General features: G+C 62.4%; 23 protein-coding genes and 1 tRNA gene. 10 read left to right on the plus strand and 14 right to left on the minus strand.

All coding sequences use genetic code 11. The annotated features are described in order from the left end of the window. Nucleotides 1-150: 150 nt before the first annotated feature. The 3 genes from ACQ4WP_RS25540 to pepN all read right to left on the minus strand — a co-directional run bounded on the left by ACQ4WP_RS25540 (nt 151) and on the right by pepN (nt 4033). A tRNA-Thr gene (locus ACQ4WP_RS25540) sits at nt 151-226 on the minus strand. A gap of 117 nt (nt 227-343) precedes the next feature. Beyond that, complete coding sequence (locus ACQ4WP_RS25545; protein WP_436525544.1) at nt 344-1345, minus strand: class 1 fructose-bisphosphatase; 1002 nt, start codon at nt 1343-1345, stop codon at nt 344-346. Nucleotides 1346-1378: 33 nt separating this feature from the next. Continuing rightward, entirely contained in the window at nt 1379-4033 is a 2655-nt protein-coding gene (pepN, locus tag ACQ4WP_RS25550; protein WP_436525546.1) for an aminopeptidase N, read from the minus strand. 196 nt (nt 4034-4229) lie between these two features. Between pepN and ACQ4WP_RS25555 the strand changes: the two genes are divergently transcribed. Then, the gene (locus ACQ4WP_RS25555) at nt 4230-4859 is read left to right on the plus strand and encodes a DUF4136 domain-containing protein (RefSeq protein WP_436525548.1); all 630 of its coding nucleotides are present in this window, start codon (nt 4230-4232) and stop codon (nt 4857-4859) included. 170 nt (nt 4860-5029) lie between these two features. On the opposite strand, the gene ACQ4WP_RS25560 is transcribed toward ACQ4WP_RS25555, so the two are convergent. From ACQ4WP_RS25560 to ACQ4WP_RS25575, 4 genes are all read right to left on the minus strand, one after another. Continuing rightward, complete coding sequence (locus tag ACQ4WP_RS25560) at nt 5030-5959, minus strand: quinone oxidoreductase family protein (protein WP_436525608.1); 930 nt, start codon at nt 5957-5959, stop codon at nt 5030-5032. Between the two features lie 93 nt (nt 5960-6052). Then, nucleotides 6053-6442: a methylglyoxal synthase gene (locus ACQ4WP_RS25565; RefSeq protein WP_436525550.1), complete on the minus strand. Its 390-nt coding sequence runs from the start codon at nt 6440-6442 to the stop codon at nt 6053-6055. A 29-nt stretch (nt 6443-6471) separates the two neighbouring features. Continuing rightward, nucleotides 6472-7392 (minus strand): DMT family transporter, encoded by a 921-nt coding sequence (locus tag ACQ4WP_RS25570; protein WP_436525552.1) that lies wholly within the window; start codon nt 7390-7392, stop codon nt 6472-6474. Nucleotides 7393-7472: 80 nt separating this feature from the next. Continuing rightward, the gene (locus tag ACQ4WP_RS25575; protein ID WP_436525554.1) at nt 7473-9944 is read right to left on the minus strand and encodes an alkaline phosphatase D family protein; all 2472 of its coding nucleotides are present in this window, start codon (nt 9942-9944) and stop codon (nt 7473-7475) included. Between the two features lie 229 nt (nt 9945-10173). Between ACQ4WP_RS25575 and ACQ4WP_RS25580 the strand changes: the two genes are divergently transcribed. From ACQ4WP_RS25580 to rng, 9 genes are all read left to right on the plus strand, one after another. Next, the gene (locus ACQ4WP_RS25580) at nt 10174-10899 is read left to right on the plus strand and encodes a YebC/PmpR family DNA-binding transcriptional regulator (RefSeq protein ID WP_010401062.1); all 726 of its coding nucleotides are present in this window, start codon (nt 10174-10176) and stop codon (nt 10897-10899) included. A gap of 73 nt (nt 10900-10972) precedes the next feature. Then, nucleotides 10973-12241: a phosphoribosylamine--glycine ligase gene (purD, locus tag ACQ4WP_RS25585; RefSeq protein ID WP_436525557.1), complete on the plus strand. Its 1269-nt coding sequence runs from the start codon at nt 10973-10975 to the stop codon at nt 12239-12241. Nucleotides 12242-12366: 125 nt separating this feature from the next. Further along, on the plus strand, nt 12367-13161 hold the full coding sequence (locus tag ACQ4WP_RS25590; RefSeq protein ID WP_436525559.1) for a hypothetical protein: 795 nt from the start codon (nt 12367-12369) through the stop codon (nt 13159-13161). A 103-nt stretch (nt 13162-13264) separates the two neighbouring features. Further along, nucleotides 13265-14179, plus strand: coding sequence for an oxygen-dependent coproporphyrinogen oxidase (hemF, locus tag ACQ4WP_RS25595; protein WP_436525561.1), 915 nt, complete (start codon nt 13265-13267; stop codon nt 14177-14179). Then, complete coding sequence (nadD, locus tag ACQ4WP_RS25600) at nt 14176-14847, plus strand: nicotinate (nicotinamide) nucleotide adenylyltransferase (protein WP_436525563.1); 672 nt, start codon at nt 14176-14178, stop codon at nt 14845-14847. Before hemF ends, nadD begins: the two co-directional genes overlap by 4 nt. After that, nucleotides 14848-15534: a ribosome silencing factor gene (gene rsfS, locus ACQ4WP_RS25605; protein WP_436525565.1), complete on the plus strand. Its 687-nt coding sequence runs from the start codon at nt 14848-14850 to the stop codon at nt 15532-15534. A 6-nt stretch (nt 15535-15540) separates the two neighbouring features. Continuing rightward, nucleotides 15541-16011, plus strand: a complete 471-nt coding sequence (gene rlmH / locus ACQ4WP_RS25610; protein WP_034747108.1) for a 23S rRNA (pseudouridine(1915)-N(3))-methyltransferase RlmH — start codon at nt 15541-15543, stop codon at nt 16009-16011. 7 nt (nt 16012-16018) lie between these two features. Continuing rightward, entirely contained in the window at nt 16019-16639 is a 621-nt protein-coding gene (locus ACQ4WP_RS25615) for a Maf family protein (protein WP_436525566.1), read from the plus strand. A gap of 43 nt (nt 16640-16682) precedes the next feature. Beyond that, entirely contained in the window at nt 16683-18146 is a 1464-nt protein-coding gene (gene rng, locus ACQ4WP_RS25620) for a ribonuclease G (RefSeq protein WP_034747098.1), read from the plus strand. Nucleotides 18147-18264: 118 nt separating this feature from the next. On the opposite strand, the gene ACQ4WP_RS25625 is transcribed toward rng, so the two are convergent. The 7 genes from ACQ4WP_RS25625 to ACQ4WP_RS25655 form a co-directional block, all read right to left on the minus strand. Next, complete coding sequence (locus ACQ4WP_RS25625; protein ID WP_436525568.1) at nt 18265-19077, minus strand: c-type cytochrome; 813 nt, start codon at nt 19075-19077, stop codon at nt 18265-18267. Then, the gene (locus ACQ4WP_RS25630) at nt 19077-20696 is read right to left on the minus strand and encodes a b(o/a)3-type cytochrome-c oxidase subunit 1 (RefSeq protein WP_436525570.1); all 1620 of its coding nucleotides are present in this window, start codon (nt 20694-20696) and stop codon (nt 19077-19079) included. The genes ACQ4WP_RS25625 and ACQ4WP_RS25630 overlap by 1 nt, the downstream gene beginning before the upstream one ends. Continuing rightward, nucleotides 20683-21258 (minus strand): cupredoxin domain-containing protein, encoded by a 576-nt coding sequence (locus ACQ4WP_RS25635; protein ID WP_436525572.1) that lies wholly within the window; start codon nt 21256-21258, stop codon nt 20683-20685. The genes ACQ4WP_RS25630 and ACQ4WP_RS25635 overlap by 14 nt, the downstream gene beginning before the upstream one ends. Then, nucleotides 21255-21428: a hypothetical protein gene (locus tag ACQ4WP_RS25640; RefSeq protein ID WP_436525574.1), complete on the minus strand. Its 174-nt coding sequence runs from the start codon at nt 21426-21428 to the stop codon at nt 21255-21257. Before ACQ4WP_RS25640 ends, ACQ4WP_RS25635 begins: the two co-directional genes overlap by 4 nt. A 9-nt stretch (nt 21429-21437) precedes the next feature. Next, nucleotides 21438-22721 (minus strand): c-type cytochrome, encoded by a 1284-nt coding sequence (locus tag ACQ4WP_RS25645; protein WP_436525576.1) that lies wholly within the window; start codon nt 22719-22721, stop codon nt 21438-21440. 12 nt (nt 22722-22733) lie between these two features. After that, the gene (locus ACQ4WP_RS25650) at nt 22734-23459 is read right to left on the minus strand and encodes a c-type cytochrome (RefSeq protein WP_436525578.1); all 726 of its coding nucleotides are present in this window, start codon (nt 23457-23459) and stop codon (nt 22734-22736) included. A 296-nt stretch (nt 23460-23755) separates the two neighbouring features. Continuing rightward, a complete protein-coding gene (locus tag ACQ4WP_RS25655; RefSeq protein WP_436525580.1) occupies nt 23756-24298 on the minus strand; it encodes a hypothetical protein in 543 nt (180 codons plus the stop codon). Nucleotides 24299-24382 lie beyond the last annotated feature (84 nt).

Here is a 24382-nt window from a genome sequence, read left to right on the forward strand (position 1 = left end):
AATTTGCCAGGAAATGGAGAGTGTCATCGAGCATAGCCATACAGGTTAACAGCTGGTCCGGGCGTTTACAAGCCCCAAAATAAAAATGCCGTCCAGTCTTAACTGAACGGCATTACCGTTTGAGCGGTGGTTTTTTCTACTGCGAATACTTGGTGCCGTTGGCCGGAATCGAACTGGCGACCTTCACATTACGAATGTGCTGCTCTACCAACTGAGCTACAACGGCGAAGACCCACATTCTACAAACAATGCACAAAATTTGCTAGTGTCAACGCGATCTTTTTTCATTTTTTTTAGCGGCCCGGCTGCGAGCCGCTAAAAAGCGCTGAAAAGTGCGGTTTTTTTACTCAACGTGATAGGCCGTCACGCGGGCCACTTCTTCCTTCGAGCCGAGGAACACGGGCACGCGCTGGTGCAGCTTGTGCGGGGCGATGTCCATGATGCGCTGCTGGCCGTCGGTGGCGGCGCCACCGGCCTGTTCGACGATGAAGGCCATCGGGTTCGCTTCATACATCAGGCGCAGCTTGCCCGGCATCGACGTATCGCGCAGGTCGGCCGGGTACATGAAGATGCCGCCGCGGTTCAGGATGCGGTGCACGTCGGCCACCATCGAGGCGATCCAGCGCATGTTGAAGTTGCTGCCGCGCGGGCCCGTGTCGCCGGCCAGCAGTTCATCGACATAGCGTTTCACGGGCGGATGCCAGTGGCGCGCGTTCGACATGTTGATGGCAAATTCCTTGGTCGTCGGCGGAATCTGCATATTGCTTTGCGTGAGGACCCACGAACCCATCTCGCGATCCAGGGTGAAGCAGTTCACGCCATTGCCGAAGGTCAGTACCAGCATGGTTTGCGGGCCGTACACGGCGTAGCCGGCGGCGACCTGCTTGCTGCCCGCCTGCATGAAGTCCTGCTCGGTCGGCTGCCCCATGCCTTCCGGCGCTTTCAGCACCGAAAAGATGGTGCCGATCGAGACATTGACATCGATGTTCGACGAGCCATCCAGTGGGTCGAACAGCAGCATGTATTCGCCCTTCGGATAGCGGTTCGGAATCGGGTGAATCGATTCCATCTCTTCCGACGCCATGGCCGCCAGGTGGCCGCCCCATTCGTTCGCTTCGAGCAGGATCTCGTTGGAGATGATGTCGAGCTTTTTCTGCACTTCGCCCTGCACGTTTTCCGTGTCGGCCGTGCCCAGCACTTCACCGAGGGCACCCTTGCCGACAGCGTGACTGATGGTTTTACAAGCGCGCGCGACGACTTCGATCAGCAGGCGCAGTTCGGCCGGAATGCTGTTGTTCGAGCGCTGCTCTTCAACCAGGTATTGCGTAAGACTGATGCGTTTCATGAAATCCCTTTTGTTTTGATGATTATTGCGGTGTTAATTGGCCAGCGCCTTGCTGACGACTTCCATCACATCATTCGACAAGCTGGCCTGGCCGGCGACTTTTTCCAGTGCGTCGCGCATGTGGCTTTGCAGCGCAGGCACGTAACGGCGCCAGCGATCCATGGAGCGCGCCAGGCGCGCGGCCACTTGCGGGTTCAGGGCATCGAGCGCGATGACTTGCTCGGCCCAGAAGGCGTAGCCGCTGCCGTCTTGCGCATGGAATTGCGACGGATTGCCGTTGGTGAAATTGAAGATCAGGCTGCGCGCGCGGTTCGGATTTTTCAAGGTGAAGGCCGGATGCGTCATCAACTGGCGCACGGCCTGCACATCGGTCGTTGGCGCGGCCGCCTGCATGGCGAACCACTTGTCGACCACCAGCGCTTCGTTCTCGAAGTCGGCATAGAAACTGACCAGTGCGGCCTGCGCGTGCGATGCGGAACCCGAGTGTATCAGGGCGCCAAGGGCGGCCGCGCGGTCCGTCATGTTGCCGGCGCTGTCGAACTGCTGCTGCGCCAGCGCCAGTTCAGTATTGCCTGGTGCGATCAGCAGGTAGGACAGGGCCAGGTTTTTCAGCGCGCGCTTGCCGGCCGACAGCGCGTCCGGGCTGTAGTCGCCCGGCGTCTGGTTGGCGTGGTATTGCGCCAGCAATTCGGGCGTCAAGGCGGCCGCGATGGTGCGGCGCATGAACTGGCGCGCCGTGTGGATCGCCTGCGGGTCGACTTGCGCCAGGCGCTCGGCGATGATGGTTTCCGATGGCAGGATCAAGGCCAGTTCGCGGAAAGCCGCATCCAGCGTTTCGTCGGCCAGCAAGGCGCGCTGCGCTTCGATGAAAGTGTCGTCCAGCACCAAGGCCTCTCCGGCGGCGACGGCACCCGTGAGTTTCAGCAGGCGCTCCATGGCCAGGCGCTGGCCAGCTTCCCAGCGGTTCACCGGGTCGCTGTCGTGACGGAACAGGTGCAGCAGCTGCGCATCGGTATAGCCGCATTCCAGCACCACGGGCGCGGAAAAGTCGCGCAGCAGCGAAGGTACGGGTGCTTCCTTCACATTCGTGAAGCGGAAGGTCTGCGACGCTTCGGTCAGCTCCAGCACGACGCTGGTGGCGCCGTTCGACGCCACGCCGTCCACGTACAGCGGCAGGTCGCGGCCGTCCGCTGCCAGCAAGCCGACGGTGACGGGAATGTGGAATGGCAGTTTCTTCGGCTGGCCCGGCGTGGCGGGGCAGCTTTGCGCCAGGGTCAGCTCGAACGTCTGGCTGGCAGCGTCGTAGCGCGTGGAAGCCGTCACCACCGGCGTGCCGGCCTGGCTGTACCAGCGTTCGAATTGCGTAAAATCGCGGCCATTCGCGTCCGCCATGGCGGCGCGGAAGTCGTCGCACTGCACGGCCTGGCCATCGTGGCGTTCGAAGTACAGGTCCATGCCCTTGCGGAAACCGTCGCGGCCCACCAGGGTCTGGACCATGCGCACCACTTCGGCGCCTTTTTCGTAGATCGTGACCGTATAAAAGTTATTGATCTCGACGAAAGAATCGGGACGCACGGGATGGGCCATCGGACCGGCATCCTCAGGGAACTGCGCCTGGCGCAAGGTGCGCACCTGGTCAATGCGCGTGACGGCGCGGCCCGTGTCCGTGCCGATCATGTCGGCCGAGAATTCCTGGTCGCGGAACACCGTCAAGCCTTCCTTCAGCGACAGCTGGAACCAGTCGCGGCACGTGACCCGGTTGCCGGTCCAGTTATGGAAGTATTCATGGCCCACCACCGCTTCGATGCCTGCGTAATCGACGTCGGTCGCCACGCGCGAATTGGCCAGCACATACTTGGTATTGAAGATGTTCAAACCCTTGTTTTCCATGGCGCCCATATTAAAATCGCCCACGGCGACGATCATGAAGCGGTCCAGGTCCAGTTCCAGGCCGAAGCGCTCCTCGTCCCAGCGAATCGAGTTTTTCAGCGACTGCATGGCGTAATCGGTTTTATCCAGGTTACCGTCTTCCACCCACACCTGCAGCAGCACTTCGCGGCCGGACTTCAAGGTGTAGCGCTCTTCCTGGCACACCAGGCGCGCCGCCACCAGAGCGAACAGGTAGGATGGTTTCTTGAACGGGTCTTCCCACTTGGCGTAGTGGCGGCCATCACCGAGGTCGCCCTCTTCGATCAGGTTGCCGTTCGATAGCAGCACCGGATATTTGTCCTTGTCGGCGCGCAGCATGACCGTGTACTTGGCCATCACGTCCGGGCGGTCCGGGAAGAAGGTGATGCGGCGGAAGCCTTCCGCTTCGCATTGCGTGAAGAAATTATGGTTCGACACATACAGGCCGGACAGCGAGGTATTGTCTTGCGGCGCCAGCACGGTCTCGATATCGAGCAACACCTCGTCGGGCGCCTTCGGAATGGTCAGCATGCTGGCCGTCAGCTTGTACTGCGACGGCTTCAGCAGCTTGCCATTCAGGCGCACCATCACCAGTTCGATGTGTTCGCCGTGCAATTCGATGCTACGGCTGCTGCTGGCCGGGTTGTGGCGCATGCGGATCCGGCTCGCCACCACTGTGCGGGCGGGATCGAGATCGAAACCAAGTTCGACGCTGTCGACCAGGAAGCTGGGCGGCGTGTAATCTTTGCGGTAAATCGTCTGAGGGCTGTCTGTGCGCATAGGGATTTGGGTGGGAGCGGAGGCAAAAGCCTATTTTACCAACACCAGCCCCCGATAGTCGCGATTCAGCTCAGGAATGTTGGATTCCCTTACACGCAGACATCTCAGGTAACATTCTGTAATAATGAATGGAAACAAATAGAACTATTCTTATAATACTAAGCGATGAATTGCGTCTACTATCAGGAGGTCTGCAATGAAACGATATCTCACCATCATGATGGCCGCATTGACCGTGTTGCTGACCGGATGCGCCACCACCATACGCAGCGATGTGACCGTCTTCCATGAATGGCCTGCGCAATTGCAGGACAAATCGTATGCGTTTGAAGCGCCAGCGGCGGAAAACGACACGCTGGAATACCGCAGCTACCAGAACCTGGTGCGCGCGGAACTGGCCAAGCACGGCTTCGGCGAAGCTTCCGGCCCGGCGGCAGCCAATTTGCGCGTGGCGATGCATTTTTCCACCGTCGACTATCCTGAGCGCGTGCTGCAGGCGTCCGATCCATTCTGGTATGGCCCTGGCTACTGGCCTGGCCGCTACGGCTACCGCTACGGCGCCTGGCCAGGCTATGGCCGCTTTGGCTACAACCCCTACTGGTATGGTCCGATGGAAGTCGAAGAAAGCGTGCGCCATAAATACGAACGCGAATTGCGCGTCACGATCAATGACCGCAGCGGCAAGAAACTGTATGACGTGACCGTGCAATCGACCAGCAACAAGCGCGCCACGTCGCAGGTAATGCCGGCCATGGTAGCCAGCGCCTTTGCCGACTTCCCTGGACAAAGCGGCGTGCCCCGCAAGGTGGAAGTCAAAGTGGAATAAGTAGCTGACGCTCTAAAAAAACCGGCTTGTGCAGCAATGCGCAAGCCGGTTTTTTCATCCTTAAGAATAATACGCCTCGGCGGCAAAGGTGAGCACGCCGATCAGGGCCACGGCCAATAACAACACGACCAGCAGGCGGCCGAACTTCGGCGTGCCGTCATTGGCGCCGCTCATGGCACGATGATGGTCGAGCCGGTGGTCTTGCGCCCTTCCAGATCCGTGTGCGCCTGGGCGATATGGGCCAGATTGTAGCGCTGGTTGATCTCGATCTGTACTTCGCCGCTGCTGACGACGCCGAACAGCGAGGCGGCCATCTCTTCCAGGTTCGCGCGGTTCGAGGCATAGCTGAACAGGGCCGGGCGCGTGAGGAAGAGCGAACCGCGCGAGGCCAGCTCGGACAAGGTAAACGCCGGCACGGGGCCGGAGGCATTGCCGAAGCTGACCATCATGCCCAGCGGCGCCAGGCAGTCGAGCGAGCCCGTAAACGTATCCTTGCCGATGGAATCGTAGACGACAGAAACGCCCTTGCCGCCCGTGATCTCGCGCACGCGCTCGACGAAGTTTTCCGTGTTGTAGTTGATCACGTGGGCCGCGCCATGCGCCTTTGCCAGCGCCGCCTTTTCATCGGAACCGGCCGTGCCGATCAAGTTCACGCCCAACACTTTCGCCCACTGGCAGGCGATCAGGCCCACGCCGCCCGCGGCCGCGTGGAACAGGATGGTGTCGCCCGCCTTCAGGGCTACCGTGCGGTGGAACAGGTATTGCACCGTCAAGCCTTGCAGCATCATGGCGGCCGCCGTATCGAAAGCGATGCGCTCGGGCAGCGCCAGCAGCAGGGCCGCCGGCAAGTTGCGCTGCTGCGCATACGCGCCATTGATGCGCGCCGCGTACGCCACCCGGTCACCGACCTTGACTTCCGTGACGCCCTCGCCCACCGCCTCGACGATGCCCGCGCCCTCGACACCGAGGCCATTGGGCAGCGGCTGCGGATACAGGCCTGAGCGGAAATACACATCGATGAAATTGAGGCCGATGGCCTCGTGTTTCACGCGCGCCTCGCCGGGACCGGGCGGCGGCAGTTCCACATCCACATACTCCATCACGTCCGGGCCGCCCACGCGCTGTACGCGGATGGCCTTGGTGGTAATCGTTGCGCTCACAATATGCTCCTTGAAGAAGAATCGGGAAAAACGTCAGGCGGCCGCGTTGGCCCGCGCCTGCAGCTGCGACAGCACCAGGTGCGCCGATGACAGATTCGTTGCGCACGCCACGTTGTGCACGTCGCAGGCGCGCACCAGGGCGTTGATGTCCGGCTCGTGCGGCTGCGGCGTCATCGGGTCGCGCAGGAAAATCACGCAATCGATCAAGCCTTCCACCAGCAGGGAGCCGATCTGCAAGTCGCCGCCGAACGGGCCCGAATGCTTGCGCTCCACTTGCAAGCCCAGCTCATTGATCAGGCGGCCGCCCGTGGTGCCCGTGGCCGACAGTTCGCAACCCTTGAGAAAGTCCAGGTATTCGCCCGCCAGGGTAATCATGTCATCTTTTTTCTTATCGTGGGCAATCAGGGCGATGCGTGTTTTCATGGTGAGGACCATTTCAGTGGGTGGAGGAATTATTTCTTTTTCGATAGCAAGTAAATACCGGCCAATACCAGGCTGGTGCCTGCCAATTGCCAGTTGGTAATCGGTTCATCGAGTATCAAGGCGCCCAGGAACAGGGTCGAGACGGGGCCGATCATGCCCGCCTGCGAGGCGACGGGTGCGCCGATGCGTTCGACGGCGATCATCGTCATGAAGACGGGCATCACCGTGCAAAAGATGCCATTGAGCAAGGACAGGCCATACACGGGCATGGGCTGGATCAGCAGTTCAACGGGACGCAAAATAAAAAACTGGGCGATGCAGGCAAAGCTGGCCACGCACATCGCGTAGGAAACGAGCCGCATCGAGCCGATACGCTTGACCAGCTCGCCCGAGCCCAGCAGATACACGGCATACGAACAGGCCGAGCCCAGCACCAAAGTGGAACCCAGCGCCACATTGCTGGCGCCGCCCTGCAAGTCGTGCACGAAGACCAGCACGATGCCGCAATACGAGGTCAGCAAGGCCAGCCATTGCAAGCGGCTGATGCTCTGCTTGAAATACACGGTGGTAATCAGGAGCACGAAGGTGGGCGTGAGAAACAGGATCAGCCGTTCCAGCCCCACAGAAATATATTGCAAGCCAAGAAAATCCAGATAGCTGGACAGGTAGTAGCCGACGAGACCCAGCCCGACCAGGCGCCAGCGGTCGCTGGTCGACAGCGGCGGCTCCGTGCGCATCTTCCACCAGGCGATGACGGCGAAGACGGGCAGCGAAAAAATCATCCTGAAGGCGATCAGGGTGACGGCGTCGATCTGGTAGCGGTACAGCAGCTTGGCGACGATGGCCTTGGTGGAAAACAGCACCGCCCCGCCCACGGCGATGGCCAGGCCACCGAGGTAGACGGAACGGGGAAGCGAAGATGGGGTTGCTTGCGGGGAACTGGAGCTCATGCCCAGATTGTAATGGATAAGCACAAGTTTGCCGGGCCGGCCCCTCCGCACCGGCCGCCAGCCCCCATTCCAGCGGCGGCTTAGGAAATACTGACCCCCGCCGTACCAGCCGCTACCGTGGCGGTCGTCACGCGCGCAATCACGTTCGCCGGCGCAGCCGTGCCGATCAGCTTGTTGACTTGCTTGAACTGCGCCACCAGCTTGCCCGGCGTCAAGGTGACCACCGTGTAGCCCTGCGCATCCGTGTTCAGATGCTTGATCCACGGATTGTTACCCAAGCCGGACAATTGCTGCGCCAGGCCCAGCAGGGTTGCATTGAAGTCAGTGCTCGCTTTCAAGCCCGCCTGCACGGCCGCCACTGTGGCATCGAGCTGCACTTCCGGCACGCCCTTGGCTGCCAGCGCACCGCGCAGCTGCACGCGCAGTTGCTCAAGCAGGCTGTCCACGGTAGGCGCCGCCTTGCCCATGGTGTAGTCGAGCAGATTGATGTCGAGATTGACCGTGCCCAGGCCCGTGACGGGAATGGCCAACGGATAGCTGACGAGAGTGCCGATATCGCCCATGCTGCCGGCGGCCGACTTCAGGTAGCTGAAGAAGGAATCGGAGCTGACACCGGCCGACACCAGGTCCACCATGACGGGCGTGCCGCCGCCAGCCGCATCGAAGTCATCGCTGACCGTGCCCGCAAAGAAGGAGTGGATATCGCCGGTAATCGCCACCACGTTGCCGATGGCATTCGTTTTCAAGTGCGCCATCAGGTTCTTGCGCTCGCTGTTGTAGCCATCCCACTGGTCGCAATTGAGCAGGAAGCGCGTGAAGAATGGCGCCAGCGCCGCTTGCTGGCCGGACGCGGCGACAAAGCTCGATGCTGCGCCCTTGGCCTGCACATCGGGCTTGATCCAGCCAAAGGCGATCACTTGCGCCGCGGCGACGGGCGAGCCGCTGTTGTAGGCGGCTACCGTGATGCCGGCCTGGGCCGCGCTCAAGCCGGCGCCCACGGCTGCGGCCCCCTGCGCACCGGCGTTGGCTGCGGCGCCGGCAATCGCCATGGCCGCCGTTTGCGCCACGCCCGATGACGCGCCCGCCGTCGAAGCGGCCACGATGGCGCAGGCCAGCGGCACGTTGCCGCCCACCAAAGGCAGCGTGCTGGCGATGGCCTTGCCCACGTTCGCCATGGCGCTCAGGGCCAGCAGGGTGGCAATCGCATCCGTGCCATTGAGGCCCATGCGCAGCAGGGACACTTCATTGCCCCACAGCTTCCAGGTGGACGTGGCCGCCTTCATCTTGCCCCTCCACCAGTCGCGCTGCGTGCTGCCCAGCATGCCCACGGCTGCCAGCGGGTCGGCGCCGGCCTTGGTGGCGGCGGCCATTTTCTGCCCTTCCACGCTGTCGAACAGCGCTTGCGGCACCAGGTAGCGGCTGCCGATGCTGCCCAGCGGCTTGCCCGTGGCGGGGTTGATAGTCGACTCGGCAATCGCATGATCGGCGCGGTACAGGCGCTCGTCCGTCATCACCAGCTGCATCAGTTTGCCAAACTGGAAATCGCGGTAAATCTGGATATTCTGGAACGTTGTCGCGGCGGCATCGAAGGTGACGTCGGCCGGCATGTATTCGAACCAGGCCTGGTTGGCGCTGCGGCGGCGATTTGGCTGGTGCAGGTCGCTGCCGTCCGTCGCCACGATGCCTTCATAGGTGGAAGCGTCCTGCCAGGCGTCGTCCGTGAACTCGTGGTCGTCCCAGATGGCGATGAAGGCGAAGCGCTCGTGCACGGCTTGCAGGCGCGTATCGGTGCGGTATTTCTTGTACAGGTAGCGATAGTCGGCCACCGTGGTGGCGTACTTGGCGCCGGCGTTGCCGCTCTTGTAAGTGCCATCCGGCAATTTCAGCTGGTCATGGCGGCTTTCCACGGCGCCGCTCTGGAAGGCCTCGCCCACCGTTTCATAGATGTAATCGCCCAGGTGGACGATGAAGTCGAGCGACTCGTTGGCGGCGATATGCGACAGCGCGCCCCAGTGGTTGATGCTCCAGTCCTGGCACGTCAGGTAGGCGAACTGCAACTGGCTCACGTCGGCCGCGACAGCAGGCGCCGTCTTGAAGCGGCCCACGTTCGAGCGCACGTCGCCGGCGATGAACTGGTAAAAATACACCTGGCCTGGTTGCAAACCCGTCACCTTGTGGCGCAAGGTGTTGTCGAAATCGGCTTTCAGCGGCAATGTCGCATCGACGATCGGTGTGCCGGCCAGGGCCGTGTTGCTGCCCAGCGCGGCCGTATTGTCCGCCACGCTGACGATCAGGCGCACGGTCACGTCCGACTTGCCGGCCACGGCGGGCGCGACGGCGTCGAAACTGGCGGGCACGACGCGTGTCCACAGCATGGCGCTGTCGGCGCGCGGATCGCCCGAGGCCACGCTTTGCGGGAATTTCCAGTCGCTGCCGCTGGCCAGGGGCACGCCATGGTCGCTGTAGTCGGTGCTGCCGCAGGCGGTGAGCCCGGCGGTAGCCACGGAAACCGTGATGAAGCCGCCCAGCTTCAGGAACTGCCGTCTATCCATTTGACTTGCCATGATGTCGCGCCCTTTATTAATCTTAGTTATGAGTGGAGGTGATGGGATGATGCATGAGTTCGTGCATGCGCAGCCGCATCAAATAATGCATAAGATGAAAGCGCGTCATTTTAACAACAAAATGTGTCGGCTTGATGACGGGGCCATGCCGCTTGGCAGGGGGGCAATATGCTAAAATGTCGGCCACAATTGAACACCCGTCTAAGGAAGATTCGACATGGCAGGACATAGCAAATGGGCCAATATCAAGCATAAAAAGGCTGCCACCGATGCCAAGCGCGGCAAAATCTGGACGCGCCTGATCAAGGAAATCACGGTCGCGGCCCGCATGGGCGGCGCCGACGCCATCACCAATCCGCGCCTGCGCCTGGCGGTCGACAAGGCGGCTGACGCGAACATGCCGAAAGACAACGTCCAGCGCGCGATCAACCGCGGCAGCGGCGGTGTCGATGGCGCCAACTACGAAGAAGTGCGCTACGAAGGCTACGGCGTGGGCGGCGCAGCCGTCATCGTCGAATGCATGACCGACAACAAGGTGCGCACGGTGGCCGAAGTGCGCAACGCCTTCAACAAGAACGGCGGCAACATGGGCAACGAAGGCTCCGTCGCCTTCATGTTCCAGCACTGCGGCCAATTGCTGTTCGCGCCGGGCACCGACGAAGACAAACTGATGGAAGCGGCGCTGGAAGCGGGCGCCGACGATGTCATCGCCGACGAGGAAGGCGGCTTCGAAGTGCTGACCCCCGTGCACGATTTCGCCACCGTCAAGGAAGCGCTGGAAGCGGCCGGATTCAAGGCCGAAGTGGCCGAAGTCATCATGAAACCGGCGACGGAAACCGTCTACGCGGGCGACGACGCCATCAAGATGCAAAAGCTGATCGATGCGCTGGAGCTGCTGGACGACGTCCAGGAAGTCTTCACCAACGCATTAATAGAGAATTAATCTAGAGAATTAATCACTCTGCACACAAGGGCGGCACCGCCGCCCTGCAACCCACACTGAACGAACGGTCCCTATGAAAATTCTGGTAGTCGGCTCTGGCGGCCGCGAACACGCCCTGGCCTGGAAACTGGCCCAGTCCGAACGCATACAGATGGTGTATGTCGCGCCGGGCAATGGCGGCACCGCGCGCGATGCGCGCCTGGTCAATCTCGACATCAGCGACCCGCGATTGCTGGCCGACTTCGTTCAGCAGGAACACATCGGCCTCACGGTCGTCGGTCCGGAAGTGCCGCTGGCGGCGGGCATCGTCAACCTGTTCCGCTCGCGCGGCCTGAAAATCTTCGGCCCCACGAAAGAGGCGGCGCAGCTGGAATCGTCGAAAGACTTCGCCAAGGCCTTCATGCAACGCCATGGCATCCCGACAGCCGCTTACCAGACGTTTTCCGATGTCGCTCCAGCGCACGCCTACATCGACGCCATGGGCGCGCCCATCGTCATCAAGGCCGACGGCCTGGCCGCCGGCAAGGGCGTGGTGGTTGCCATGACCTTGGAAGAAGCACACCAGGCGGTCGACATGATGCTGGCAGACAACCAGTTCGGCGACGCCGGCGCGCGCATCGTCATCGAGGAATTCCTCGCCGGCGAAGAAGCGAGCTTCATCGTCATGTGCGACGGCAAGAACATCCTGCCGCTGGCCACCAGCCAGGACCACAAGCGCCTGAAGGACCACGACCAGGGCCCGAACACGGGCGGCATGGGCGCGTATTCGCCGGCACCGATCGTCACGCCGGCCATGCATGCGCGCGTCATGCGCGAAATCATCGTGCCGACCATCCAGGGCATGGCCAAGGACGGCATCACGTTTACGGGCTTCCTGTACGCCGGCCTGATGATCGACGACAAGGGCACGCCGAAGACCCTGGAATTCAACTGCCGCATGGGCGACCCGGAAACGCAACCCATCATGACGCGCCTGAAAACCGACCTGGTGACCGTCATGGAGCACGCCGTCAACGGCACGCTCGACGCCGTGGAGCTGGAATGGGATCGCCGCACGGCCGTCGGCGTCGTGATGGCTGCCGCCGGCTACCCGGACGATACCGTCAAGGGCACGCCGATCGGCGACATCCCGGCCGAAACCATCGACTCCGTCACCTTCCATGCGGGCACCCGCATCGAAGGCGAGCGCCTGGTCACCAACGGTGGCCGCGTGCTGTGCGTGGTGGGCCTGGGCGACAGCATCAAGATGGCGCAGAAGCAGGCGTATGAAACGGTGGAAAAAATCCATTTCGACGGCGCGCAGTACCGCCGCGACATCGGCTGGCGCGGCCTGAAGCACTAAGCATGCCGTTGGCGGCAAACGGCGGGGCCGGCGCGGAATGCATCCGCGCCGGCCCCGTTTGCATAGGCGCGCCGGAAAAACGGGGCTTGCGCTAAGATTTTGCCTTTCAGGCAAAGTTACAGCCCATGACCAGTCACATCCATCCCGCCCTCACCCAGGTACGCCAACTCCGCCTGATCACGGACAATGAACTCGACGACGCCATCGCCGAACTGGAGATTCTCGCCCTGGACGAGGAAGACGACGTCGACATGCCACGACTGGCGGCCGACGCGAGTGCCGCCGAGGCGCTGGCATGGCTGCTGCGCACCGACCTGCTGCCGCAGGACGACTTCCTGCGGCGCGTACAGGAGCTGCCGCGCCGGCATGGCGGCGCGGCCCTGCTCGAACGCCAGCAACTGGCCGCCGACGCGCTAAAGCTGGTCAACCGCCAGGCCATCAACACCCTGTACGACGAAGATCTGATCAGCCAGTGGCAACGCGACGCCGCCCACGCCAGATTGTCCGGGGACCGTCTGCTCGCCTCGCCCATCGCCGCCCTGCGCGACATGCTGCGGCAAGGCACCTTGACGGCGCAGCAATTCGAGTTACTGCGCACGCGCCAGCACGGCTCGGAGCTGGGCCGCATCATCGTCGACGCCGCCGCGCGCCAGGCCCGCCGGGAGCGCCCCGCCTATGCGCGCCCGGGAACCTGGGTGAGGGCCGCGCTGATACTGCTGGTACTGGCCTTTGCGGCCCGCGCCATCGTCTCCAGGCAGGCGTCCGCTCCCGCCGCAGCCACCGTCGCCGCGCAAAGCGTTGAGCGGCGCGACCTGCAACAGCGCGCCGCGCACGCTGTGGAGAGTGCGCGCCTGCCCGGCGCCGGCGCAGACCTGTCCATCACCGTGGTGCAGGACGGCGCCACGCCACCGGCGCCCTAAACCACAACAAAAGCGCACAGCGCAAGCGCCGCCCTATCACAAAAACGCGTAACAGGGTACAATCCGTCCTTACTTTTTTATTTCGGCCTCGTCGGCCCACGCGATGTCGTCAACTCCCTCTCCTTCGGCCGTCAAGGCTTATTTGCTCGATTTGCAAAGCCGTATCGTGCAGGCGCTCGAAGCGCAGGACGGCAAGCCCTTCCTGACCGATGCCTGGCAGCGCCCCGAGGGCGGCGGCGGCATTTCGCGGCTGATCGAGGAAGGCAATGTGTTCGAGCGTGGCGGCGTGAATTTTTCGCACGTCACCGGCGCCGCACTGCCGCCATCGGCAGCGGCCGCGCGCCCTGAACTCGGTGGCAAGGCGTGGGAAGCGATGGGCGTGTCGCTGGTGCTGCATCCGCGTAACCCGTATGCGCCCACGGTACACATGAATGTGCGCTTTTTCAGCACCGTGAATGCCGCTGGCGAATCCGTATGGTGGTTCGGCGGCGGCATGGATTTGACGCCGTATTATGGCGACGCGGGCGACGTGAAGCACTTTCACCAGGTGTGCCATGACGCGCTGGCACCGTTTGGCGCGGAGCTGCATCCGAAGTTCAAGCAGTGGTGCGACGATTATTTCTACCTGAAGCACCGGCACGAAGCGCGCGGCGCCGGTGGTATCTTCTTCGACGACTTCAACGCCCTTGGCTTTGACAACAGCTTTGCCATGCTGCGCAGCGCCGGCGACGCCTTCATTGAGGCCTATGTGCCGATCCTGGCGCGCCGCAAGGACACGCCCTACGGCGAACGCGAACGCGATTTCCAGTGCTACCGGCGCGGGCGCTATGTCGAGTTTAACCTGGTGTTCGACCGCGGCACCCTGTTCGGCCTGCAATCGGGCGGCCGCACCGAGGCGATCCTGATGTCGATGCCGCCCGTGGTCAAGTGGCGCTACGACTGGCACCCGGAAACGGGCAGTCCCGAAGCGGCGTTGTATACTGACTTCCTCGTGCATCGCGACTGGCTGCAGGCGTGACCGAAGGTAGTACGGCATGCGTGACGCTGCTGGGCGGCAGCTACGATCCGGTACATAGTGGCCATGTCGCGCTGGGCACGCATTTTTCCAGCCTGCTGCACGCCGATGAACTGCGCGTGATTCCGGCCGGCGCGCCCTGGCAAAAGGGTAAGCTGGGCGCCACCGGCCAGCAGCGCGCAGAGATGGCCAGCCTGGCTTTTGCCGGCCTGCCCCTGTCCGTGGTGATCGACCGCCAGGAGATCGAGCGCAGCGAACATGGCCAGGCCAGCTACACCATCGATACCTTGCGCCAGGTACGCGCAGAACTGGGACCGCGCGCTTCCATCGTTTTCCTGATGGGCGCCGACCAGCTGCAGCGCCTCGCGACATGGCGCGAATGGCAGCAATTATTTGAATACGCGCATATCTGCGTCGCGGCCCGCCCCGGCTTCGCGCTGAATGACACCGCAGTACCGCAAGTGGTCGCCGACGAATTTTCGCGCCGCCTGGGGGCACTGGACAGCATCCGCAACACGCCGCACGGTCTGACTTATCTGGCACAGGACTTCGCGGTGGATATCTCCGCCACCGAAATACGTGCGGCATTACAACGGGGGAATCGGGCAAACTCGCTTGTTTCCCCGCTAGTGCTAGACTATATTGAACAACATAATTTATACAAAAGCTAAATGGACATCAAAAAACTGCAAACCCTCGTCGTTGACGCCCTTGAAGACGTCAAAGGCCAAGACATCGCCGTCTTCGAAACGAGTCACCTGACCAGCCTGTTCGACCGCATCGCGATCGTCTCCGGCACCTCGAACCGTCAAACCAAGGCGCTGGCCGCCTCGGTGCGCGACAAGGTCAAGGACGCCGGTGGCCAAATCATCGGCATGGAAGGCGAGGAAACGGGCGAATGGGTACTGGTCGATCTGGGCGACATGATCGTCCACATCATGCAAGCACCTATCCGCGCCTACTACCGCCTGGAAGAAATCTGGGGCGACACACCGATCAAGCTGGGTGCCGCCAAGCGCGCGCCGAAAAAAGCCAGCGACGACGAGCCGAAGAAAATCAGCGGCCATCTGGCGGCCAGCAAGGCCAAGGTCGAAGTTTCGCCCGTGATCGAGAAAAAGACACCGGCCAAGAAAGCCACGGCAGCCACCGCCGCCAAGAAAGCCCCGGCGAAAAAAGCCGCCTCGAAAGCTGTCGGCAAGACCGTGAAAATCGCACCGACCAAGACCGAAGCGGCTGCCGTGAAAGCCCTGAAAGCGCTGCCAGAGAAAAAAGTGCGCACCCCGCGCGCGGCCAAACCGGCAGCCGATGCTGCACCGGCAAAAACCGTGATCAAGCGTATCAAAAAAGTCGAAGCGTAAGCCTCGATGCAGCTCATCATCGCTGCGGTCGGCCATAAAATGCCGGCCTGGATAGAGACGGGCTTCGCGGAGTACGCGAAGCGCATGCCGCCGGAACTGCGCATCGTGCTGAAAGAAATCAAGCCGGTGGAGCGTTCCGGCAGCAAGACCGCCGCTACGGCGATGGCGCTGGAACGCGAACGCATCGAAGCCGTCCTGCCCAAGGGCGTGCGCATCATCGCCCTCGACGAACGCGGCAAGGACCTGACCAGTGTCGGCCTGTCGCAGCAGTTGATGGCGTGGCAGCAGGATGGCCGCGACACGGCTTTTTTAATCGGCGGCGCCGACGGCCTCGATCCGCAACTCAAGGCGCGTGCCGAAGGCATGCTGCGCATCTCCAGCATGACCCTGCCGCACGGCGTGGTGCGCGTGATCCTCGCCGAGCAGTTGTACCGTGCCTGGTCGATCACGCAAAACCACCCCTACCACCGCGTCTGAACTCCCCATGAAAACGGCTGATCACAAGATCTACCTTGCTTCCAAAAGCCCGCGCCGGCGCGAACTGCTGCGCCAGATCGGCATCGATTTCGAATTGCTGCTGCTGCGCAGCGACGGCCCGCGCGGCGCCGATGTCACCGAGGAAGTCCTCGCTGGCGAATCGGCACTCGACTATGTCGCCCGCGTGTCGAATGAAAAAGCCGCCTTCGCCTGGGACCTGGTGCGCCGCCGCCACCTGACCCCGCGCCCCGTGCTGGCGGCCGACACCACCGTCACCATCGACGGCATCATCCTCGGCAAACCAGCCGACCGGGCGGAAGCCGTGGCCATGCTGCAGCAGCTGTCGGGCCGCACGCATCAGGTGCTCACCTCGATCGCCGTGCACTACAAGAACTTCGCGGAGCAGCGCACGCAGGTGTCGCAAGTGCGCTTCGGCGTGCTGTCGCCCGCTGCCATCGCCGCGTATTGCGCCACGCCGGAGCCGTACGACAAGGCCGGCGGCTACGGCATCCAGGGCAGCGCCGCGCTGTTCGTCGAGCATATCGAAGGCAGCCATTCCGGCATCATGGGCCTGCCCCTGTACGAAACTGCACAGTTGCTAAGGCTGGCAGGTTTGCCCCTGCCCTGAACACGGGTATGATGTCATTCGTTGCCTCCACTCCCCCGCCTCCATGAACGAAGACATCCTGATCAATATCACGCCGCAAGAAACCCGCGTCGCCCTCATCCTGCAGGGCGCCGTGCAGGAATTGCACATCGAGCGCACGCTCACGCGCGGCCTGGCCGGCAATGTGTATTCCGGCAAAGTGGTGCGGGTGTTGCCGGGCATGCAATCGGCCTTCATCGACATCGGCCTGGAGCGCGCCGCCTTTCTGCACGTGGCCGACATCTGGGAAGCACGCGGCCACGATGGCCAGAACGCCACGCCCGCTCCCATTGAAAAAATCCTCTTCGACGGCCAGGTGCTGACGGTGCAGGTGATCAAGGACCCGATCGGCACCAAGGGTGCGCGCCTGTCGACGCAGATTTCCATCGCCGGGCGCATGCTGGTGTACCTGCCGCAAGACAAGCATATCGGCATCTCGCAGAAAATCGAAAAGGAAGCGGAGCGCGAACAGTTGCGCGTACGCCTGCAAAGCCTGCTGCCGCCCGATGAAAAGGGCGGCTACATCGTGCGCACCATGGCCGAGGACGCCTCCGACGCGGACCTGAAGGCGGACGTCGATTATTTGCGCAAGACCTGGAGCACCATCACGCACGGCGCGCGCACGCGTCCCGCCACCAGCCTGCTGCACCAGGACTTGAGCCTGGCGCAGCGCGTACTGCGCGACTTCGTCGGCGATGAAACGGCCACCATCCAGGTCGATTCGCGCGAAAACTATGTGAAATTGCGCGAATTCGCGGAAATCTATACGCCCAGCGAACTGACGCGCTTGCAGCACTACACGGGCGAGCGCCCCCTGTTCGACCTGTACGGCGTGGAAGAAGAAATCCTGCGCGCACTGGGTCGCAGAGTCGACCTGAAATCGGGCGGCTACCTGATCGTCGACCAGACGGAAGCGATGACCACCATCGACGTCAATACGGGCGGCTTTGTCGGCGGACGCAATTTTGCCGACACCATCTTCAAGACCAACCTGGAAGCGGCGCACGCCATCGCGCGCCAGCTGCGCCTGCGCAACCTGGGCGGCATCATCATCCTCGACTTCATCGACATGGACAACGCCGAGCACCGCAACGCCGTGCTGGCCGAACTGAAACGCACGCTATCGCGCGACCGCACCAAGGTGTCGGTGAGCAATTTCTCACCGCTGGGTCTGGTGGAAATGACGCGCAAGCGCACGCGCGAGTCGCTGGCCCACATCCTGTGCGAACCCTGCCCCGCCTGCGCCGGCAAGGGTCAAGTCAAGACCTCGCGCACGATCTGCTATGAAATCCTGCGCGAACTGCTGCGCGAGGCAAAACAGTTCAACCCGCGCGAATTCCGCATCCTCGCCTCGCAGGAAGTCGTGGATCTGTTCCTGGAAGAAGAGTCGCAGCACCTGGCCATGCTCGGCGACTTCATCGGCAAGAAAATCTCGCTGCAGGTGGAGAATGCCTACCATCAGGAGCAGTACGACGTGATTTTGATGTAGGCGACCACGCTCTCTTCCCAAGAAAAAAACCGCTGGCCTGGGCCGGTTGCTGCTGTATGCCCCATGCGGGCGCCGCCACCTCGGTGACGTATGGCGCCTGGATGGTGCTGGCGCGTGATCACTGGTGCCCGGGCGCCGCCTTTCTGGCATAGAACGTGGCCACGCTGTCGATTTCCTCGTCCGTCATCGGCCGGGCCATATTGCGCATTTGCTGTTGCCCGTCATTTGTGCGCCGGCCATGTTTGAAGTCCTCCAGTTGCTGTACCAGATAGGGTTTTGGCATGCCTTCCAGCCATGGCGCGCCCAGTTTCTGGTCGACGCCGCCATGGCAGGAAATACAGGGGGCGATATTGCGCATGGGGTCACCCACGCGCACCAGCGCCGGCAAGGCTTCGTCGTAGGTGGTTGGCGCCGTGCGCGCCTTCGGCAGGCTGGCATAGTAGGCCGCCAGATCGGCGATGTTTTCTTCTGTCAGGTTTCTGGCCAGCGCCGTCATGATCGAGCTTGCCCGCTTGCCGCTCTGGTAGTCGAGCAGCTGCTTACGGATCACCTCCGGATATTGCCCTGCCAGGTTGGGCGCGTCAGAGCGGCTCATGCCGAGCGCGCCGTGGCACATGGTGCAGTTCAGGGCCAGCGTGGCGCCCCGCCCCACCGATACCGATGACGCTGGCTTGCCCATCGCCGGCAGCAGCACCACATTGGTGGCGACCGTCGGCGCACCTTCCCGCCGCCCGGCGCCGTCCAGCCATTTCCCGGGCACGCCGGCGGCGCGGCAGATGCTATCCCACAGGCCTTGCGCGCGGAAGTCTGCCTGCGCCGAGGGCAGCCAGGCAAAGGCGACCAGCGCCGCGACAAGAGTAAACACGGTGAGGCCCACGGTGCTCGCCCATGCCACGCGATTGGTTTTGGAGAAAAAGCCGTGTTCTCGCATTATCGCGCTCCGATTGGAACAATAGGGACGGACGCCTCGGGCGTCAGTGCCAGCTGCAAGATGGGATAGCCGTAGTTGACGACGGTGAGTGCGATCATCATGGTCACCCACAGGCCAAAGCCATTCAAGGCGGCCGGCACCCTGGCGTTGGGATGAACCGCCTGGCTGAACGTGAACGCGGGCACCTGAGCGTCCTGCCGTCTGGCCGCGGCCAGGATGTACAGAAATATCGCCGCGGAAATCACCAGTATCAGGCCGCCAAAGGTGGACATGGTGACCGTGATGGCCTGCGGCGCCAGCAAGGGATGCGTGTAGTCGTAATAGGCCATGCGGCGCGGCGCACCGAGGAGGCCCACCAGATGCCATGGCATGGTCAGTATCATCATGCCGATAAACCAGGTCCACAGCTGCGTTTTCACCAGGCGCTGGGACAGGGGTTGGCAGGCGCGCAGCTGCGGCCACAGTTCATAGGCCACCATGAAGTACATGATGACGATGGCGCCGGCGAAGATCAGGTGGAAGTGGCCCGTGACCCATTGCGTGTTGTGGATCGATTCATTCAACTGATAACTCATGTTGATGATGCCGCCCGCGCCGCCGAATCCCAGCATGATGAAGGCCAGCGTCACGGCCAGCATCCATGGGTTTCCCCACGGCAGCGCCTTGACCCAGCCTAGCGGTCCCTTGCCGCCGCGCAGCCGGCCCACGATTTCGGCCGAGGCGACGATGGTAAACACCGTGAGCAGGGTCGGGATGGAGACCATGGCCGTCATGGCGGCATGCACGAACTTGAAGCCGGCGCCCACCTGCGGATCCGCAAACAGGTGGTGGATACCGATCGGCATCGAAAACACGAGGAACAGGGCGAACGCCACGCGCCCCATCGTGTCACTGTACAGCCGCCCGCCGATGGCGCGCGGGAACAGGGTATAAAACGCGATATAGGCCGGCATCAGCCAGAAGTACACGATGGCGTGCAAGGTCCATGAAAACAGCACCCGCGCCAGGCCCACGTTGATGGTATCGGTGAATCCCGTGGATGCGGGCAGGATCAGGACCAGGATTTCCACGGCCGCGCCGACTGAGGTCCAGGCCCACAGATAGGCGCCGGCCACATTGCCGAACATGGCCAGCGGCATGGCGGCGCCGGGGTGGGCTTTTTTCCACGCCCGAAGATTGATGGACATCAGCGCCACCCAGATCCATGAACCCACCACCACCAGCACGATGCCCAGGTAATAAAAGGTGCTGCCTATCATGGGCGGATAAAACGTGTACAGCACCGACGCCTTGCCGGATGCCGTGGTCAGCGCCGCCATCAAGGTGCCGGCGATGACCAGCCAGAAACCGGCCCAGGCCCAGCGCAAGCCGATCAGAGGACGCTTGAGCGCCAGTTCCGTAATCGCGTAACCGAAGCCCATGGCCACCAGCGTGGGCAGCACGTATGCCATTACCGTGCCGTGCGCCGTCACCGAACGGTAATAGTACTCCGGGTTGTTCACCCAGGGAGACAATGGGCTGCGCACGAACATCTGCCACTCGCCCAGCAGGATGGCCGCGAAGAAGGCGACAAACGCCACCCAGAAGTGCGCCAGCACCAGTCGTTTAGCCAGGTACACAGCTCATCCTTTCTGCCACTTTCGCTTTGGCGAAAAATTCTTCGGATGGGATCACCTGGAATTTGGCCCACATGGCCTCATGCCCTGTGCCGCAGTATTCGTGGCAGGGCATCAACTGCTCGCCGACCTTGGGAAAGGTGGTGGTAAAGGTCGAGATGAAGCCGGGGATCAGCATGGTATTGGCGTTGGTGCGACCCACAACAAAGCCGTGGATCGCATCGGTGCTGGTGCCGCGAAACGTGACAGGCACGCCAGCGGGCACCACGATGCATTGCGGCGCAAACGAGTATTGCTGGCCGATCAGCCGCACGACCACGCGGCCATCCTTTTCGACCGCCGTGCCCAGGTTGCTTTCGACGAACTCGCCTTTGAGGTGCAGCGTCTTGACGTCGATCGTCTCGACGCGCGACGGCGGCATCGCGGCCCAGTGCAGGCCCGTAAAGATCATGACGCCCAACAGCAGCGCGATGATGGCAATAACGATATAGGCCCAGCGCCGTTCTGCCGCCACGGCAACCATCTCGGACGCCTGGTGCAGGTCTGGAGTCGCGGGCTGGTTCATTGCACCGTCCCCCGTGGCAGGTAGACCAGCCAGTAAAACAGGAAGAAAATGGCGAGGACGATAAAAGTCGCAAGACCCGCCACCGCAAAGGCGCCTGAAGGTCCGCGGCTGACTATCTCATCGATGCGTTTATCGAGCTCATCGGGCTCTTCATGACCAGGCGTAGGCATGCGATTCCTTTACTCGGGTAGTAACTTGCGCAAGTCATTGACTTGGATGGCGCTGACGGGCGTGCCGCCATTGCCCCAGGCGACGCGAATATAAGTGACGACGGCGGCGACTTCATCGTCGTTCAGGAGGTGCGAGAACGGTGGCATGCCGTGCGGCCGCGGATTTTTTTGCGTGCCCGGCGGGTAGCCGCCATTGAGCACCATGCGGATCGGATTGACGGGCGTGGCCATGGTGATGGAGCGGTTGCCCGCCAGGATAGGGAAGGATGGCGGCTGCCCGCCCCCTTCCGCGCCGTGGCACATCGCACACTGTGCCACATACACCTTGCGGCCCGTCTCCATCACTTCCGGGTCGACCAGCCGTGCCTGGCTGGTGGGCGGCGCAGTATCGTCCTTTTGCGGCAGTGCCTTCAAATACACGGCCATCGCCTTGGCGTCTTCATCCGTCATGTATTGCAAGCTGTTGTAGACAACTTCGGCCATCGGTCCGTACACCGTGCCCCGCTGCGACACGCCCACTTGCAACAGGTCGGCGATGTCGGCGATTTCCCAGTCGCCCAGGCCCGCTTCGCGGTTCGACGTGAGCGACGGCGCATACCAGTTCTGGTTCGGGATCATGCCCCCTTCAAACGCTTTCGATTCGCTCGACCCGCCCAGGGCGTTGACGGCCGTGTGGCACATGGCGCAGTGCCCCAACCCCTTGACCAGGTAGGCGCCCCGGTTCCATTGCGCCGTTTGCGCGGGATCGGGCTGGAACTCGCCCTGCTTGAAGTACAGGGTGCGCCAGCCGATCAGCAACTCGCGGTTATTGAAGGGGAAGCGCAGCTCGTGTTCCCGGTTCTTCTGCTTGACTGGCGGCACCGACATCAGATAGGCAAAAATGGCGTCCGAGTCGGCCCGCGTCACTTGCGTGTACGAGGCAAACGGCATGGCCGGATACAGCAGCGTGCCGTCGCGCGAAACGCCCGTGTGCATCATCCGGTAGAACTCGTCCGGCGTCCACAGGCCGATGCCGGTGTCGTCATCGGGCGTGATGTTCGGTACGTACAGGTTGCCAAACGGGGTCGCCATGGCCCGACCGCCGGCAAACACGGGACCATTGGGCACTGTATGGCAGGCAACACAATCGCCCGCGCGGGCCAGATATTCCCCCTTGTTGATGAGCTGTGTCGAGGCGCTCGGTTCCGTCTTTTTTTGATTCGGCAACTGGCCAGGGCTGAGAAAGTACAGCGCCGCGAGCGCGACTAGCGCCAGGAGCAACAACGCAAACAGGATGTGGAGGCCTTTGCGCATGGAACGCCCGCCCTACCGTTGGCTGCCGCAAGCAACCGGCATGCGAACGACGTTGGACGGCTCAGGGGAAGCATCGGCTGGCGGGGTTTGCTGGGCGAGCCAGGCGGCGACCGCAGAAATGTCGGTGTCGGACAGGCGCGTGGCAATGCGTTTCATGCAGTCGGGATCGGCGGCGCGCCGCTCTCCCACGCGCCATCGCGTGAGCTGGCCCACGATGTAGGTGGAGCGCAGGCCGGCCAGACCCGGGATGCCCGGCTCCATTCCCGTCAGGCTCTTGCCATGGCAAGCGATACAGGCCGGCACGCCTTTGGCGCTGTCGCCGCTGGTGGCGAGCAAGCGTCCACGTTCGGCCATGGCCGCATTCGCCAGCGCTGTTTCGGGCGGCTGAAAGGCGGGGCGCTGCGCCGCAAAGTGCCGCGCCATTTCCTTCAGATAGGCGTCGGGCAGATAGGCCACCAGGTAGTTCATGGGCGGATAGCTGCGCGTACCGTCGCGGAATCCGACCAGCTGGTTGTAGAGGTAGCCGGCGGGTTTGCCCGCAATGCGCGGAAAATAGCCGTTCGCCGTACCTTGCCCCTGCTGGCCGTGACAGGTCACGCAACCCTGAACACGCGCTTCGATGGAATCGAGCTTGCTGAATGCCGGGACGGCATCGCTATGCTGCTTGAGCTGGCCGCTTGCATGCGCCGCGCAGAAAAGCAGCAATGCGCCTGCCAGGGGTTTGGCAACATGAAGCATGGCGTACACTCTCCAAAGGAAAAGTATGCTCTTGCAGCGTTGATCCGGATTGCGACGTCTGGAACCCGAACCGCCGATCCGCCATGCCGATATCCCGCATGGTGCAGGCGATTGGTGTGGCGGAGTGGATAAGTGAACTCAGTCTAACATCGTTTTTGCGCGCACAATTGGAGGCCGATAAATTTCCATCGTTAACAAGACAACCGTACCAGCGGGAGGAGAAGGGAAAGGCAGATGGGAAAGAACGGCGGCGCCGCCGGGACAGATATCCAGCACCGCCGCGTAGAGCAAGGGTATCAGGCAGGAACTGGGTCCAGGTAAAACACGGCGTACACCTTCAAGGGCGTCGTTACCGTCGCCTTTTCCGAGCGCACGACGGCGCAGTCATCGGCGGCCATGCTGCGCCAGTTCTGCACGCCAGCCTTGGCAAACATGGCATGCGCGGGCGCATTCGCGGCCAGGTCCAGCACCAGGCAGGCATTGCGCGGGCCGGCGGGCGCATAGCTGATGGCGCGAATTTCAATGCCGAAAGTCGTCATCCAGGCTGCCCACAAGCCTTTTTCCTTGCCGGCCGCCATACGGTCCAGCATCTCGCCGAAAGACAGGCCTTTCTTGACGGTGCCGCGCAGGGCAGCCAAGGATGGGGCCAGGCGGGGATCTGGCTGCTTGTTGCCGGCGCGGATTTCGGCGATCGCCTTCAATTCCTTGATGATGGCGGCGTCGCGCTCCGTGTAATCGCGCATGCGCGCATAGAATTCGGCATCGAGGAAGGGATTGACGGTCAGCTTGACGGCGCCCTCTTCGCGGCGTTTGGCGGGAGGCGTGGTGGTTTTTGTCATGGCGATGGAGGGCAAGGAAAACAATGAGGGCCGCCAGTTTAACACCATGCGGCACCAGCGGCATACCTTGCGGCCGCTTTCATG

This window comes from Janthinobacterium lyxosi (assembly GCF_051380665.1).
GTDB lineage: Bacteria > Pseudomonadota > Gammaproteobacteria > Burkholderiales > Burkholderiaceae_D > Janthinobacterium.